This window comes from Rhodococcus sp. BP-241 (genome assembly GCF_019836145.1).
Lineage (GTDB): Bacteria > Actinomycetota > Actinomycetes > Mycobacteriales > Mycobacteriaceae > Rhodococcoides.
Window position 1 is genome coordinate 212752 of record NZ_JABUEI010000008.1, and the last position, 14502, is coordinate 227253.

Here is a 14502-nt window from a genome sequence, read left to right on the forward strand (position 1 = left end):
GCAGAATTGCGTCTGTCAAAGGCCAAAGGCGCACTCGCGCGTGCAGATCTGCACGTGGTGGGTACGCTCGCGGCATGTTCTCCGCCGATCACCTCCGCTTTTTCCTGGAGGTCTCGCGCCACGGGCGCCTCAACGACGCCTCGCGAGTGCTGGGTGTCGACCACACGACGGTGGGCCGCCGCATCACCAGTCTGGAGAAGGCGGCGGGCCATCGACTCTTCGATCGCACGCCGTCGGGCTGGCGGCTGACGGAGGCGGGGCGACGCCTCGTGGGCTACGCGGAGACGGTGGAGTCGACGCTGATCGCGGCGTTCGAGGACCAGACGACGTCCGTGGGATCGCTGACCGGCTCCGTGCGGATCGCCGCCCCGGACGGTTTCGGTGCCTTCGTGCTCACGCCGCAGCTGACGCGGCTGCGCCGGGACCACCCCCGACTCGACGTCGAGCTGGTCACCGCCACGGAGCACGACGCGCTGAGCACCCGCGGCTTCGACGTCGCCGTGAGCCTGGAGCGGCCGTCGCCGCGATTCATGTCATCGCGGAAGCTGGCGTCGTACGAGCTCAGGCTGTACGCGTCGCCGTCCTACCTCCGCGCCGCGCCCGCACTGGAGAGCCTCGACGACCTGCGTCGGCACGTCCTGATCTGGTACGTCGACGCGCTGTTGGACGTGGTGCCGCTGCGCATCCTCGACGCCATGCACCTCGACGGTCGACCGCAGTTCCAGACCAACAACATCACCGGGCACTGGCTCGCGGCCCGCCACGGGCTCGGGATCGCACCGTTGCCCAACTACATCGGCGAACCGGACGACCAGCTGGTCTGTGTGTTGCCCGACGAGTTCGCCGTGCGCCGCGACTACTGGACCGCGATGCCTCGCGACCTCACGCGACTGGCGCGGGTGAAGGCCGTCGACGAACTACTGCGATCGATCGTCGCCGACGACGTGCACCTGCTGGCACCGGATGCGGACGATCAGTGAGCCCGTCGCGGTAGTGCGAAGACCAGGACGAACGCGAGCACGGCGAACCCGGCGCTGACTCCCATGGCGTGCGCCGCGCTGTCGGTGAACGCCGTCGCGACGGCGTCCTCACCGGGGCCCATGACGTTCAGCGAGCCGAAGAGGACGCTGCCGATGATGGCGATGCCGATCGCGCTGCCGACCCGCTGCATCGTCGAGATGACACCGCTGGCGGCGCCCGCGTCGGGCCGATCGACCGTCGCGACGATGAACTGCGCATTGGGAGCGATGAAGGCGCCGTTGCCCAGGCCTGCGATGAACAGGGGCAGCAGCAGCTTCCAGTTGGTCAGGGCCGACGCATCGGTGAACAGCAGGACCAACCAGGCCCACACGAGTCCCAGGGTGACGAGGGCCGTGCCGAGCACCAGGACATTGCGGCCGAGACGTTCGGCCAGCCTGTTGGACTGCGACGACGAGATGATGCTGCCGATCGCGAACGGGATCGACACCACGCCCGAGGCGAGGGCCGAGTTGCCGAGACCGGTCTGCCACAGGATCGAGATGGTGAAGAAGATCGACGTGAAGGCAGCGAAGTAGACGAGGGCGAGAATGACCCCGCCGGTGAACGCGGGCCGGGTGAACAGTCGCGGCGGGACCAGGGGGGTGCGGCCGGCACGCGAGTAGCGCACCTCCCACGCGCCGAACAGCCCGATGAGCACGATGCCGGCGCCGAGTGTCACGTACGTCCATGTCGGCCATCCGGTGTCCTGGCCCTCGATGAGGGGGACCAGGATGGCGACGAGACCTGCCGTGACGAGTGCGAGACCCACCCAGTCGATACCGCGCGCGGGGGCGTCGGGGGAGTCGATCTCGGAGCGGGTCGGCAAGATCGTCGCGGCCAGGATCAAGCCGATGAGTCCGAACGGCAGGTTGACCCAGAAGACCAACCGCCATCCGCTCTCGCTGCCGGCGGCCTCGATGATCAGACCGCCGATGATGGGGCCCAGTGCGGACGAGACGCCGATGACGGCGCCCATGATGGCGAAGGCCTTGCCCCGCATCTGCGGCGGGAACAGCAACTGGATGTAGGCGGTGACGGCGGGGACGAAGATGCCGCCCGCGAGTCCCTGCACGATGCGCGCCGCGACGAGCTGCAAATCGTTCTGCGCGAGTCCACACGCGAGGCTGGCCACCGTGAAGAGGGCGAGTCCGGTGAAGAACACCCACTTGTGGCCGATGCGGTCGCCCACCCGACCCGCCGGGATCAGTGCCAGGCCGAACGCGAGCGCGTATCCGGAGATGATCCAGGACAGGGTGGCCTCGGACGCATCGAGGCTGGTGCGGATGGTGGGGAGCGCGACGTTGACGATGGTCGTGTCGAGCAGGGCGATGAACATGCCCGTGAGCAGGACGATCAACGACTGCCAGGCGCGTCGGGAGACCGCGGGGGCCGCGTTGTCGGCCGAGGTGGAAGTGGTGGACACCCGAGAAACCTTTCGCACAGGACAGGAACTGACGACCGTATTCGGTGAAGACGTGAGTCTCGGACCGGTCGTGGCCGCATTCTCTAGAGTTGCGTGCACCACGGAGCGCGGCGCACGGGGTGCAGCGTTCCCCGCGGGACGCGCACGCAATCACCGCTTCGCCGGTGACGGAAGCGAGGGGGATCTTCGATGACACATGCGTTCACGGACGATGCGTTGGGGCGCGACGACGCGGTGGGGCTCGCGCTGCGAGTGCGCAGGCGCGAGGTCTCCGCCGCGGAACTGGCGTCGGCGGCACTGTCGCGCATCGAGAAGATGGCCGAGTTGGACGCGCTGGTGGGGCCACCACTGACGACTCCCGTCGTCGGCGACCAGGCGGGGCCGTTCGCGGGTGTGCCGACGCTGATCAAGGACAACAGCGACGTCCGAGGGCTGCCGACGGGCCAGGGCTCCGAGATCATCCGTGCTCGTCCCGCGGACCGGCACGGTCCCGTGGCCCGCGAGATGCTCTCGCTGGGGTTCGGTGTCATGGCCAAGACGACGCTGCCGGAGTTCGGACTCAGCGCGTCGACCGAGTTCCCGACCCGGCCGCCCACCCGGAACCCCTGGAACACCGAGTACTCGACGGGCGCGTCCTCGGGCGGATCCGCGGCGCTGGTGGCGGCGGGGGCGGTTCCCCTCGCACACGGCAACGACGGCGGCGGCTCGATCCGGATCCCAGCGGCCTGCACGGGGCTCGTGGGCCTCAAGCCGTCGCGCGGCAGGTTCGTGCTGCCGGCGCTGGAGAAGCTGCTGCCCGTCGCGATCGTCTCCGAGGGCGTGCTGACGCGCAGTGTCCGTGACACCGCCGCGTTCTGGGCAGCGGCCGATCACGCGAGTGCACGACGCCTGCGACCGATCGGCACCGTGACGGGCCCGTCGGCGCGGCGACTGCGGGTCGGTGTGATCCGGCAGTCGCCCGCGGGCGGCCCCACCGACGTCGAGACGCTCGCCGCGCTGGACGACGCCGCCGCGCTCCTCGAGCGCCTCGGTCACACGGTGGACGAGATGACCACCGTGCCGATCGACCCACGCTTTCCCGAGGACTTCGTCGAGTACTGGTCGTTCCTCGCCTACGTTCTGCAGAAGACGACGCCGCGTCTCGAGGGCCGCACGGAACGCGACTTCGACACGCTCACCGTGGGACTCGCGGACCGCTTCCGTCGTACGCGGTACCGATTGCCGTCGGTGGTGCGTCGACTGCGCAGGGCCGGTGCCGACTACGCCTCGATGTTCGCGAGCGTCGACCTGGTGCTGTCCCCGGTGCTCGGGCACACCACGCCGCGGCTGGGGCATCTGTCGCCGCACGTGCCGTTCGACGAGTACCTCGAGAGGCTCACGTCCTACGCCGCGTTCACTCCGCTGCACAACGTGGCGGGAGCGCCGGCGATGTCGCTGCCGCTGGGGCGCTCGAGCGCCGGACTGCCGGTGGGGGTCATGTTCTCCGGTGTGCAGGGCGACGAGCGAACGCTGCTCGAGGTGGCCTTCGAGATCGAGGGCGCGGCACCGTGGCGTTCCCTCGCCGACTGACACGAGAACGTCGCCCGTTCTCCGTGTTGCGACCCCCGACGGGCCGGCGGGTGCCTAGTGTTCTGGGACAGGGGGGCGACCCGAGCCCGCTGACAGGCACGAACGTCGGAGGAACACATGTCCGCAGGGCTCGTCGACATCCTGATCCGCATCAGCTACCTGTTCCGCGGCTGGAGCTTCTAGTCAGGCGTTCGGGTTCGCCACGTTCTGCAGTCGCACCTGACCGCGGGCGATCTCCTTACCTGAGTCGGCGCTGGTGATGATCACCTGCCAGAGCTGCTGTACCCGACCCTGTTGCAGCGGGGTGGCGACCACGTCGACCCGCCCCTCGGTCATCGACCGGAGGAAGTCCGTTCCGTTGTGGACGCCGACGGCGAACTGTCCGCGGTCCGAGACCGCCACGCTCGCACCGATACTCGCGGCCGATTCGACGGCCGAGGCGTAGACGCCGCCGTGCACGACGCCCCACGGGGTGTGATGATCGCTCGTCAGATCGATGTGTCCGCGTACCTCGGTGCCGGTGGCCGTGGTGACCTGCAGCCCGGCTGCGGCGGTGAAGACGGTGTCGGCGAAGTTCTGCAGGTCGGTCATGGGGTCTCCTGTGTAGGCGGACCCACAGTCAACCCCAACGAGCTCAGCGTCGGTCGACGTGTCCACCGAACACGATGGAGGCGTCGGCGAGTGCCACGCTCACGGTCGGCGTGCGTCCGTGCAGGTGACCCAACGGACCGTCCGATGCGAACGTCCACGTCGTCGACAGCGCGCGGGTGGTCGCGTAGATCGTGTTGCGGGACACGACGGTGCGACCGCCGAGGTGCTGTGCGGTGGTGAGCGGAATGCGCGGCGTGCCCGGTGTGAGTCGGCGCCCGACCCGCGCGTCGAGCGCCGCGACGGGGGCACCGTCGAACGTCATCGACGCGGTGACACGCGGCCCGCTCGTCTCGCGGCGGAATTCGCCCAGATGCTTCGGTATGGACCACAGTTCGCGCCCACCGGTGCGGGACTGCGGACTGTCGACCCAGATGTGCGGGATGGTGGCCATGACGGTGAGGCCGCGCCGGACGAGTACCGAGCCGATCAACTCGTCGTAGGACAGGACGCCGCCCGAGGTATAGCGCACGAAGGCCGCGGAGACGACAGCGTGCCCGCCGACCGTCACCAGCCGGGCATCGGCGTCGGACACGGCGGACACCACGTCCTTCGGGAGCTCGTGGACGGGAACGCGGTAGACCGACACCAGCAGGGTGCCGCCGAGGTACCAGGGCTCCGGCGGATACAGCTCGCCGTCCGCGCCGGTGTGCCAGTCCTGCGTCCTCGTCGACTCCGTCATGCGCACAGGGTAGCCGAATACGTGGACGTCCGACTATCTGACCGTGACGCGGCGGATAGGATCGCAGACGATGATCACCGCACCCGCCGTCGGAATCGTGTCCGGATACCTCGCCGACCTGATGCTGGGGGATCCACGACGCCGTCATCCCGTGGCCGCCTTCGGATCTCTCGCCGCCGCCCTCGAGACGCGGACGTACCGGGACGACCGACTCGCCGGAACCGTCCACACCGCACTGCTCGTCGGTGGAGCCATCGGCGCGACGGCCGCGGCGGATCGACTCGTGCGCGATCACCCGGTTCCGCGTGCAGCGCTGACGGCCGCCGCGGTCTGGGCGTGTCTCGGCGGAACGACGCTGGCCCGCACGGGTCTCGCGCTGGCCGACGCCCTGGACGCCAACGATCTTCCGGCCGCGCGGGCGATTCTGCCGTCGCTCTGCGGGCGTGATCCCGCTCTGCTGGACGACGCGGGCGCGGCGCGGGCGGCGCTCGAATCGGTGGCCGAGAACACGTCGGACGCGACGACGGGCGTGCTCTTCTGGGCCGCGGTGGCAGGGGCTCCCGGCGCCGTCGGCTACCGCGCCGTCAACACCCTCGACGCGATGATCGGCTACCACTCGCCGCGCTACGAACGGTTCGGATGGTGTGCCGCCCGGCTCGACGACGTGGTCAACCTGATCCCCGCCCGACTCACCGGACTCCTCACGGCAGCATCGGCGCCGACGGTGGGTGGGACGCCGCGGGACGCCCTGGCCGCGTGGCGCGCGAGCGCGTCCGACCATCCGAGCCCGAATGCCGGAGTGACCGAGTCGACCGCCGCGGGCGCCCTCGGAGTACGGCTCGGCGGCGAGACGGCCTACGCGCACGGTGTCGAACAGCGGCCCGTCCTGGGCCGGGGAAGCGTCCCCACGACGAACGATCTGCGGCGTGCGGTGCGCCTGTCGGCCGCGGTGCAGGCGAGCGCCGCGGCGGTGTCAGCGCTTCTTGCCGTAGCGATCGGTCAGCAGCGTCGTCGACTCGGCCGCGGGCGCCGACTTCCTTCGTAGGCCTCGCCGCGGCTTCAGCAGCGCGTCCAGTCCGTCGTCGTACTCGTCGGGAGCGGCGGTGGGCTCGAGATCGTCGCTCGGTTCGAGATCGTCACTCGACTCGGCGTTGCCACGCCGCCGTTCCTTGATCTCGGCGCGCACGAAGTACGCCAGACCCAGCGGAGCCATGATGCCGAACGCCAGCCACTGCAACCCGTAGGACAGGTAAGGCCCGGCGTCGAGCTGCGGCAGCGCGAGAACACCGAGACCGCCGGGCTGCGCGTCGGCGAGCTGCACGTACCCGTCGACCGGATCGGTGCCGGTCAACTCACCGACCTGGGCGGGCGTGATCGTGTAGACCTGCGGGACCCCGGGACCGGCGACGGCGGGCTTGTCCGGAACCGACGGTTCCGAGACGCGCAGGCGGCCCTCCAGCGTGACGGTGCCGGCCGGCGGGGGATCGAAGGTCGGGACGTCGATACCCGTGGTGGGCAGCACGTAGCCGCGGTTCACCAGGATCGTGGGCCCGGCGTCGGTGACGAACGGGGTGAGGACCTCGAAGGCCGGGGTGTCGTCGACGCTGCGCAGGCGGACCACCACATCGCTGTCGGCGTCGTACGTCCCGGTGACCACGACCCGTCGCCAGTCGTCCTCGGGGGCGACGACCTGCTCGGTCAACAGGTCGGCAGCATCGACCGGTTCCGCGTCGAAGGAGCGGCTGATCTGCTCGTTCCGCGCCGACGTGGTGGTGTTCTTGCCCAGTTGCCAGGGCGCGAGAACGGAGAAGCAGAGGTACGCGAAGAGGATGACGACAGCCGCGAGTGCCAACCACCCGGGACGGAGAAGGAACGACAGTCGGCGCACGACTACACAGCGTAGTCGTCGCGTCGGGACGGGGGTGTCAGTGCTGCGTGAGGGCCTCGAGTAGACCGGGGACGGCCGCCTCGATCTGCTCGCGCACCGTCCGGAAGTCGCCGTCGTCGCCATAGTACGGATCGGCCACCGAGTCGGAATCGGCGTCCGGGTCGAACGAGCGCAGCAGTGCCAGCCGGTCCGCGGGGACGCCGAGGCGACGGAGGTCGCGCTCGTGAGTTCGATCCAGCGCGACGACGAGGTCCGCACCCAGGATCTCGGCATCGACGGTGCGGGCGCGATGGGCCGACGGGTAGCCGTGCGACTCCAGCTCGGCAGCGGCGCGCGGGTCTGCGGCGTCGCCGACGTGCCAGTCGCCCGTGCCGGCGCTGGTGACGCGCACCCGGTCGTCCATCCCGGCATCCGCGAGGGCCTGCGTCACGATCTTCTCGGCCATCGGCGACCGACAGATGTTGCCCGTGCAGACGAAGGTCACGTGCACCGTCATGCCGCGTCCGTCGTGAGCGAGGAGAGCAACGTGGTGAGTTCCGCCGCCGATCCGACGGACCACGAGGCCGCGTCGTGCTCGGACTCGAATCCGTATCCCCACCGGACCAGGACGACGGGGATGCCCCAGTGCCCGGCGCCGAACACGTCGTGGTCGCGGTCGCCGACCATCACCACCGACGCGGTACCGCCCTCGGCCGTGGACCGAGCCGGGCGCCCCACCTGCTCGAGTGCGCGCGCGACGACGTCCGCCTTGGACCGGCGGCTGCCGTCGTCGCTGGCGCCCGCGATGAAGAGGAAGTAGTCGGCCAGGCCGAAGTGTTCGAGAATGCGCCGTGCGAATCGTTCGTTCTTCGACGTCGCGACCGCCATCGGGACACCGGCGGCCACGAGCGCGTCCAGCACGTCGACGATGCCCTCGTACACGCGGTTCTCGGACCAGCCGCGGCTGTCGTAGTACTCCGTGTAGGCGGTGCGGGCGCGCTCGACCCTGTCCTCGTCGAGACCGAGGGACCGGAACGTGTCGATCATCGGCGGACCGATGACGTGCGCCCGGACGTCGTCGCCGGGCGGCGGGCTCCCCACCGTCGCGAGCGCGTGATCGAAACCGGCGAGGATGCCGGGTGCGGAATCGGTGAGGGTGCCGTCGAGGTCGAAGAGGACGAGGTCGACGGCTGTGGTGGACATGGGGGTCAGTATATGGAGCGCCTACAGTCACCCGAGTGACAGGCGACGCCCGTATCGATCCGCTGCTTCGCCACCACGGCGACGTGGAGGTCGAGGCGGGCATGCTCGACTTCGCGGTGAACGTTCGTGGGTCCCGGCCCCCCGAGTGGTTGCGGCGCAAACTGATCGAGGCCGTCGACCGACTCGCGGCGTATCCGTCCGAGGCCGAGGACCGGCGGGTTCGCGACCGAGTGGCGTTGCGCCACGGTCGATCTCCGGACGAGGTGCTGTTGCTCGCCGGAGCGGCCGAAGGATTCGCGATGCTGCCCCGGCTGCGCCCGCGCCTCGCCGCGGTCGTCCACCCGTCCTTCACCGAGCCGGAGTTCGCCCTGCGCAGTGCCGACGTCCCGGTGCATCGGGTCGTCCTGCCCGCGCCGTACCGGCTCGTCGACGCCGCCGTTCCGCACGACGCCGACATGGTGGTGCTGGGCAATCCCACCAACCCGACGTCCATCGGCCATCCCCGCGCGGACGTGCTCGCACTCCGGGCGGAGGGACGCGTGCTCGTCGTGGACGAGGCATTCGCCGACACCGTGCCCGGCGAGCCCGAGTCCCTGGCGTCGCAGTCTCGTCCCGACGTGGTGGTGCTGCGCAGCCTCACCAAGTCGTTCGCCCTCGCGGGGCTGCGGTGCGGGTACGCGCTCGGAGCGCCGGACGTCCTCGCCACACTGAACCGGGGCCGACCCCACTGGCCGCTGGGCACCCTGCAGCTGGCCGCGATCGAGGCGTGCTGCGAACCCGACGCCGTCGCGTCCGTGGACGCCGACGCGCTCGTGCTCGCCCGCGAGCGGCAGTACCTCGTCGAACGGCTCCGCGTACTCGGGGTGGAGGTGACGGCACCGGCGACGGCGTCGTTCGTGCTCGTCCGCGCGGAGAACGGCGCAGCGATCCGGGCCGCGTTGCGGGACCGCGGCGTCGCGGTCCGCCGAGGCGACACCTTTCCCGGCCTCGGCCCGGATCACCTGCGGATCGCGGTGCGGGGCGCGGACTCCGTCGACCGACTCGCCGACGCGTGGGGTGACGTGGTGCGCGAGATGGGCACACCTAGGGTCGAGTGATGGCATCGACGGGAACCGCAGCGCCCACCCTGGCCGAGATCATCGACGTGCTCGACGCGGCGTACCCGCCCCGGCTCGCCGAGAGCTGGGACTCGGTCGGTCTGGTGTGCGGCGATCCCGCGAACTCCGTGACCACCGTGATGTTCGCCGTCGACGCCACGGCCGCCGTCGTGGACGAGGCGATCACCGCCGGTGCCGATCTGCTCGTGGTGCACCACCCACTGCTGCTGCGCGGTGTGGACACGGTCGGTGCCCACACGCCCAAGGGCGCGTTGGTCCATCGCCTGATCACGGCGGGGTGCGCTCTGTTCACCGCCCACACCAACGCGGACTCGGCGCAGCCCGGGGTGTCAGACGCGCTGGCGACACTGCTGGGCCTCACCGATCTGCGCCCCCTCGACGAGAAGTCGGACGGGGGCCTCGACAAGTGGGGTGTGTACGTCCCGGTGGCCGACGCCCCCGCTGTGCGGCAGGCCATGTTCGACGCGGGCGGCGGGTCGATCGGCGACTACCGCGAGTGCAGCTGGAGCGTCGTGGGCGACGGCCAGTTCCGTCCCGTCGACGACGCGCGGCCGGCGATCGGCACCGTCGGCACCGTCGAGTCGGTCGAGGAACGGCGTGTCGAGATGGTCGCTCCGCGCTCTGCACGCCCGGCCGTTCTCACCGCGCTGCGCTCGGCGCACCCCTACGAGGAAGTGGCGTTCGACGTCGTCGAGACGGCCGGGTTGCCGACCGACTGCGGGCTGGGCCGGATCGGGACGCTGGCCGAGCCGATGTCGTTGCGCGCCTTCGCCGACCGCGTCGGCAGCCGGCTCCCGTCCACTGCCTGGGGAGTGCGCGCCGCCGGCGATCCGGACGCGACGATCCGGCGGGTGGCTGTGTGCGGTGGATCCGGGGACTCGATGCTCGGCGCCGTCACCGCAGCGGGTGTCGACGCCTACGTGACCTCCGACCTGCGACACCACGTGGCGGACGAACACCTGCGGGCCGGCGGACCCGCGCTGATCGACGTCGCGCACTGGGCGGGGGAGTTCCCGTGGTGCGCCCAGGCGCGCGACCTGCTGGACAGCGCGTTCGGTGATCGCGACGGCTGGACCACCCGGACACTGACGATCAGAACGGATCCGTGGAGCATCGGCGTCCGTCCCCCGCAGGACTAGTACCGTGACACGCGTGAACGTCGACCCGAAGATCCAGCTCTCCCTCCTCGACCTGGCCGCCATGGACACCGAACTGGCCCAGCTCGCACACCGTCGACGCACTCTTCCCGAGCAGGTCGAGCTCGATGCACTCGAACGCGAGCGGATCGACCGCAAGGACGCAGCCGTGGGCGTGCAGATCTCGCTCGACGATCTGGACCGGGACATTCGCAAGCTCGAGGGCGAGGTCGACGCCGTGCGCCGCCGCGAGGAGAAGGACCGCGCTGCGCTGGCCTCCGGCGCGGCTCCCGCGAAGCAGCTCAGCGAACTCCAGCACGAGCTGGGCAGCCTCGAGCGCCGCCGCGGCATCCTCGAGGACGAGTTGCTCGAGGTCATGGAGCAGCGCGAGGCGTCGCAGAGCGACTACGAGCACGCCGGTGCCAATCTGACACAGGTCGAGGACACGATCGTCGACGCCACCCGTCGACGCGACGACGCGCTCGCCGACGTCGAGAACGCCGAGCGCACTCGGTCGGCGCAGCGCGAGGAGCTCGCCGCGCAGCTGCCCGCCGAGGTGTCCGCGATGTACGAGAAGCAGCGTGAGAGGTCGGGCATCGGTGCCGCCCTGCTGCGTGGTCGGCGCTGCGGTGCGTGCCGGATCGAGCTGGATCGCGGCGAGATCGCGCGCATCGCCGGCACCGCGCCCGACGTGGTCGTGCGGTGCTCGGAGTGCAACGCGATCCTGGTGCGCACCAACGAGTCCGGTCTGTGAGTCCCCATCCCGACTCCGTCCTGGTGGAGGCCGACGGGGGATCGCGAGGCAACCCCGGACCCGCCGGATACGGCGCCGTCGTGTGGGACGCGGCGCGAGCCACGGTGTTGGCCGAGCGCCGCGAACACCTGGGAGTGGTGACGAACAACGTCGCCGAGTACCGCGGACTGATCGCCGGTCTCGAGGCGGCCCGCGAACTCGGGGCCTCGCGCGTCTCGGTGCGGATGGACTCCAAGCTGGTGGTCGAGCAGATGTCCGGCCGCTGGAAGGTCAAGCACCCGGACATGATTCCGCTGCGCGCGCGAGCAGCCGCTGTCGCGGACACGTTCGACGACGTGCAGTACGCGTGGATTCCGCGTGCCGAGAACTCGCATGCCGACCGGCTGGCCAACCAGGCGATGGACGGTGAGGACGCGCTGCTCACCGGTGCGGCCGAGGTCGCGAGCGCGCCGACGCCGGTGTCGGAACGGCCTGCCTGGCAGTCCGTCTCGGGTGCCGCGACCCGCACGATCCTGCTGCGGCACGGCCAGACCGCCCTGTCGGTGGATCGTCGGTACTCCGGCCGAGGCAACCCGGAGCTCACCGAGCTCGGGCGAGCGCAGGCGGCGGCCGCGGCGCAGCGTGTCGCACTGCTGGGCGGCGTCGACGTCGTCCTGAGCTCACCGCTGGGCCGGGCGTTCGACACCGCGTCGGCCGTCTCCCGCGCGATCGACGTCCCCGTCACCGTCGTCGAGGATCTGACGGAGACGGACTTCGGCGAGTGGGAGGGCCTCACCTTCCTCGAGGCCACCGAGCGCGATCCCGAGCTGCATCGGCGGTGGATGGGCGACACGTCCGTCGCGCCGCCCGGCGGCGAGAGCTTCGACGCCGTTCTCGAACGGGTGCGCCGGGTCCGCGAGCACATCGCGACCGAGTACGCGGGGAAGACCGTCGTCGTGGTCTCGCACGTGACGCCCATCAAGACGCTCCTGCAGCTCGGCCTGGACGTCGGCCCGTCGATCCTCTACCGGATGCACCTCGACCTGGCGTCCATCAGCATCGTCGACTGGTTCGACGACGACGCGGCCTCCGTACGCCTGGTGAACGACACGTCGTTCCTCTGGGCCTGATGGAGGAACCGACACGTCATTCCTCTGGACCTGACCACTACACCTGCAGGGCGAGCCACAGGGCGACGGTCGCCGCGACCACGGTGATCGGTGTGGTCACCAGACCCACCACGGTGAACGTCCGCAGGCTCGGCGGCTCGCCCTCCGCGCGAGCCACACGGCGCCACAACATGATCGCGAGCGACCCGACGTAGGTGAGGTTGGGTCCGAGGTTGACGCCGATCAGCATGGCGAGCAGCGCGCCCACCGGTGCAGCGCCTGTCGTCGATGTCAGCGCGGCGAGCAGCAGCAGCGTCGCGGGCAGGTTGTTGAGCACGTTGGAGGCGACCGCGGCCACGGCGGCGACGGTCAGGAGCGCGAGCAGCGTGGACGACGTCGGCAGGATCTCGGTGACGGCCTCGCCCACCGGACCCCCGGCGAGCCCCGCGACCACCACTCCGAGCGCGAAGACGAACACGCAGAACCACAGATCGAGTGCACGCACGATCGCGACGGGAGTCGTCTCGGACCGGCGCAGCGCAGGAACGGCGAGCACGATCGCGGCCGCCGCGGCCACCCACACCGGTTCGAGGCCGAGCGACCCACTGATCGCGAAACCCACCAGAGCGCAGCCGATCACGACGAGGGCGAGCGTCGGCGCCGCCACGGACGGACCGTCGTCGTCCGGCGGGTTCTCCACCTCGCGCAGGTCGCCGCGGAACAACCAACGGAACGCCGCGTACTCGAGCGCGATCGCGACGACCCACGGCGCTGCCATCAGCGCGGTGAAGTGCAGGAACGACAGACCGGTGGCCGAGAACACCAGCAGGTTGGTCAGATTCGAGACCGGCAGCAGCGTGGAGGCCGAGTTCGACAGGTGTGCCACCGCATACGACGCCGGCCGTGGCGACATCCCGGCGCGGCGGGCGGCGGCGATGACGACCGGGGTGAGCAGGACGACCGTCGCGTCGAGACTGAGCACTGCCGTGGTGAGGGACGCGGTGACGAACACGAGCATCAGGAGCCGCGTGGGGGAGGATCGCGACCGGGCGTGCAGGACGGACGCGATCCACGTGAACACACCGTGCGCGTCGGCGAGGTGAGCGAGAGCCAGGATCGCCGCGAGGAACGCCACCGTGGGGGCGAGCTCCGCCGTCTCCTCGAGTGCGTCGCTCGTCGACACGACTCCGAGCAGGATCGCCAGTGCCGCGGCCGGAACGGCGATGGTGGCCTCGGGGAGTCCGCGAGGGCGAGCGATGGCGAAGACCAGGACGGCAGCCACCAGCAGCGCGGCCACGACGGTCCGCGCGGTGGAATCGGTGATCACGCGAGGATCTTGCGCAGCGTGCGGAGGTTTCGCGTGGTCGTCGTCGACTTGTAGGACGCGCGCGCACTGGCCTTGCCGACGACACTGGACAGGGTGTCACCGCGCACGACCTCCCAGAACAGGACGTGATGCGGCCCGAGTGTCGACCTCTCGACGACGGGGTCGGCCGTCTCGCCGATCGCCGCGAGATCGGTGGTGGACACACCGTCCGTCGAGAAGATCACGTACGGGTGGCGTACCGCCTCGTCGGTCTCCCACGGGAAGGCGGCGACGATCTCGGCGAGCTGCTCCACGGTCACGACCACCACCCACGCCTCGTAGCCGAAGGCCTGCCGCAGGACGCCCTCCACGTCGGAGCGCACCACGGCCGGGTCCTGCGTCGTCGCGGTGAGCACCACGTTGCCCGACGCGAGAACGGTGCGCACCGCGGTGTATCCGGCGTCCTCCAGCGACGACCGCAGGGCCGCCATGGAGATGCGGATGCCGCCGACGTTGATGCCGCGCAGGAGGACGACGAAGGTCATGCGCGTGACTCTAGATCCCCGGTCCGACCATCCGTCCGCTCGGCACACCCACCCCCCGCGAGTACGTCCGAACTGTCGTGATCGGGGCTCGCCCAGCGACGGTTCGGACGTACTCGCGGGGGTCGGAGCGGGGGTGGGACGGG

15 protein-coding genes are annotated in these 14502 nt (G+C 70.5%); 7 read left to right on the forward strand and 8 right to left on the reverse strand.

The window, feature by feature from the left end; genetic code table 11:
• The first annotated feature begins 74 nt into the window (after positions 1 to 74).
• Positions 75 to 980, forward strand: coding sequence for a LysR family transcriptional regulator (locus tag HQ308_RS17030; protein WP_222630477.1), 906 nt, complete (start codon positions 75 to 77; stop codon positions 978 to 980).
• Here the strand turns inward: HQ308_RS17030 and HQ308_RS17035 are convergent.
• Positions 974 to 2443 carry an MFS transporter gene (locus HQ308_RS17035; protein WP_308115800.1) on the reverse strand — a complete coding sequence of 490 codons (1470 nt, stop codon included), beginning with the start codon at positions 2441 to 2443 and terminating at the stop codon, positions 974 to 976. The genes HQ308_RS17030 and HQ308_RS17035 overlap by 7 nt on opposite strands.
• 189 nt (positions 2444 to 2632) lie before the next feature.
• Between HQ308_RS17035 and HQ308_RS17040 the strand changes: the two genes are divergently transcribed.
• Complete coding sequence (locus HQ308_RS17040) at positions 2633 to 4012, forward strand: amidase (protein WP_222647300.1); 1380 nt, start codon at positions 2633 to 2635, stop codon at positions 4010 to 4012.
• A gap of 183 nt (positions 4013 to 4195) precedes the next feature.
• On the opposite strand, the gene HQ308_RS17045 is transcribed toward HQ308_RS17040, so the two are convergent.
• Both HQ308_RS17045 and HQ308_RS17050 read right to left on the reverse strand, forming a co-directional pair.
• Positions 4196 to 4603 carry a PaaI family thioesterase gene (locus HQ308_RS17045; protein ID WP_056445720.1) on the reverse strand — a complete coding sequence of 136 codons (408 nt, stop codon included), beginning with the start codon at positions 4601 to 4603 and terminating at the stop codon, positions 4196 to 4198.
• 43 nt (positions 4604 to 4646) lie between these two features.
• Positions 4647 to 5342 (reverse strand): acetoacetate decarboxylase family protein, encoded by a 696-nt coding sequence (locus tag HQ308_RS17050; RefSeq protein ID WP_222647301.1) that lies wholly within the window; start codon positions 5340 to 5342, stop codon positions 4647 to 4649.
• A 70-nt stretch (positions 5343 to 5412) separates the two neighbouring features.
• Between HQ308_RS17050 and HQ308_RS17055 the strand changes: the two genes are divergently transcribed.
• Positions 5413 to 6387 (forward strand): cobalamin biosynthesis protein, encoded by a 975-nt coding sequence (locus HQ308_RS17055; RefSeq protein ID WP_222647302.1) that lies wholly within the window; start codon positions 5413 to 5415, stop codon positions 6385 to 6387.
• On the opposite strand, the gene HQ308_RS17060 is transcribed toward HQ308_RS17055, so the two are convergent.
• Genes HQ308_RS17060 through HQ308_RS17070 form a run of 3 tightly spaced genes read right to left on the reverse strand, consistent with a single transcriptional unit; the run spans position 6316 to position 8412 of the window.
• Positions 6316 to 7230, reverse strand: a complete 915-nt coding sequence (locus tag HQ308_RS17060; protein WP_027505774.1) for an SURF1 family protein — start codon at positions 7228 to 7230, stop codon at positions 6316 to 6318. The two genes, HQ308_RS17055 and HQ308_RS17060, sit on opposite strands and share 72 nt — an antisense overlap.
• Positions 7231 to 7267: 37 nt before the next feature.
• Complete coding sequence (locus HQ308_RS17065; RefSeq protein ID WP_027505775.1) at positions 7268 to 7726, reverse strand: low molecular weight protein-tyrosine-phosphatase; 459 nt, start codon at positions 7724 to 7726, stop codon at positions 7268 to 7270.
• Positions 7723 to 8412 carry an HAD hydrolase-like protein gene (locus tag HQ308_RS17070; protein WP_222647303.1) on the reverse strand — a complete coding sequence of 230 codons (690 nt, stop codon included), beginning with the start codon at positions 8410 to 8412 and terminating at the stop codon, positions 7723 to 7725. The genes HQ308_RS17065 and HQ308_RS17070 overlap by 4 nt, the downstream gene beginning before the upstream one ends.
• Positions 8413 to 8447: 35 nt before the next feature.
• Between HQ308_RS17070 and cobC the strand changes: the two genes are divergently transcribed.
• The 4 genes from cobC to HQ308_RS17090 are packed head-to-tail and all read left to right on the forward strand — an operon-like array spanning position 8448 to position 12529.
• Positions 8448 to 9509 (forward strand): Rv2231c family pyridoxal phosphate-dependent protein CobC, encoded by a 1062-nt coding sequence (gene cobC / locus HQ308_RS17075; protein ID WP_222647304.1) that lies wholly within the window; start codon positions 8448 to 8450, stop codon positions 9507 to 9509.
• Positions 9509 to 10669, forward strand: coding sequence for a Nif3-like dinuclear metal center hexameric protein (locus HQ308_RS17080; RefSeq protein WP_222647305.1), 1161 nt, complete (start codon positions 9509 to 9511; stop codon positions 10667 to 10669). Before cobC ends, HQ308_RS17080 begins: the two co-directional genes overlap by 1 nt.
• Positions 10670 to 10682: 13 nt before the next feature.
• Positions 10683 to 11420 (forward strand): zinc ribbon domain-containing protein, encoded by a 738-nt coding sequence (locus HQ308_RS17085; RefSeq protein ID WP_027505779.1) that lies wholly within the window; start codon positions 10683 to 10685, stop codon positions 11418 to 11420.
• A complete protein-coding gene (locus HQ308_RS17090; RefSeq protein WP_056445698.1) occupies positions 11417 to 12529 on the forward strand; it encodes a bifunctional RNase H/acid phosphatase in 1113 nt (370 codons plus the stop codon). The genes HQ308_RS17085 and HQ308_RS17090 overlap by 4 nt, the downstream gene beginning before the upstream one ends.
• Positions 12530 to 12566: 37 nt before the next feature.
• Here HQ308_RS17090 and HQ308_RS17095 read toward each other — a convergent pair whose 3' ends face one another.
• Positions 12567 to 13832, reverse strand: a complete 1266-nt coding sequence (locus HQ308_RS17095; protein ID WP_373425278.1) for an SLC13 family permease — start codon at positions 13830 to 13832, stop codon at positions 12567 to 12569.
• Positions 13832 to 14359, reverse strand: coding sequence for a DUF1697 domain-containing protein (locus tag HQ308_RS17100; RefSeq protein ID WP_222638389.1), 528 nt, complete (start codon positions 14357 to 14359; stop codon positions 13832 to 13834). Before HQ308_RS17100 ends, HQ308_RS17095 begins: the two co-directional genes overlap by 1 nt.
• Positions 14360 to 14502: the final 143 nt, after the last annotated feature.

Bases quoted from the DNA above. Each gene is read 5' to 3' on its own strand.
- HQ308_RS17100 (WP_222638389.1), bottom strand. From the start codon at position 14,359: ATGACCTTCGTCGTCCTCCTGCGCGGCATCAACGTCGGCGGCATCCGC.
- HQ308_RS17040 (WP_222647300.1), top strand. From the start codon at position 2,633: ATGACACATGCGTTCACGGACGATGCGTTGGGGCGCGACGACGCGGTG.
- HQ308_RS17065 (WP_027505775.1), bottom strand. From the start codon at position 7,726: ATGACGGTGCACGTGACCTTCGTCTGCACGGGCAACATCTGTCGGTCG.
- HQ308_RS17030 (WP_222630477.1), top strand. From the start codon at position 75: ATGTTCTCCGCCGATCACCTCCGCTTTTTCCTGGAGGTCTCGCGCCAC.
- HQ308_RS17080 (WP_222647305.1), top strand. From the start codon at position 9,509: ATGGCATCGACGGGAACCGCAGCGCCCACCCTGGCCGAGATCATCGAC.
- HQ308_RS17050 (WP_222647301.1), bottom strand. From the start codon at position 5,342: ATGACGGAGTCGACGAGGACGCAGGACTGGCACACCGGCGCGGACGGC.
- HQ308_RS17055 (WP_222647302.1), top strand. From the start codon at position 5,413: ATGATCACCGCACCCGCCGTCGGAATCGTGTCCGGATACCTCGCCGAC.
- HQ308_RS17070 (WP_222647303.1), bottom strand. From the start codon at position 8,412: ATGTCCACCACAGCCGTCGACCTCGTCCTCTTCGACCTCGACGGCACC.
- HQ308_RS17045 (WP_056445720.1), bottom strand. From the start codon at position 4,603: ATGACCGACCTGCAGAACTTCGCCGACACCGTCTTCACCGCCGCAGCC.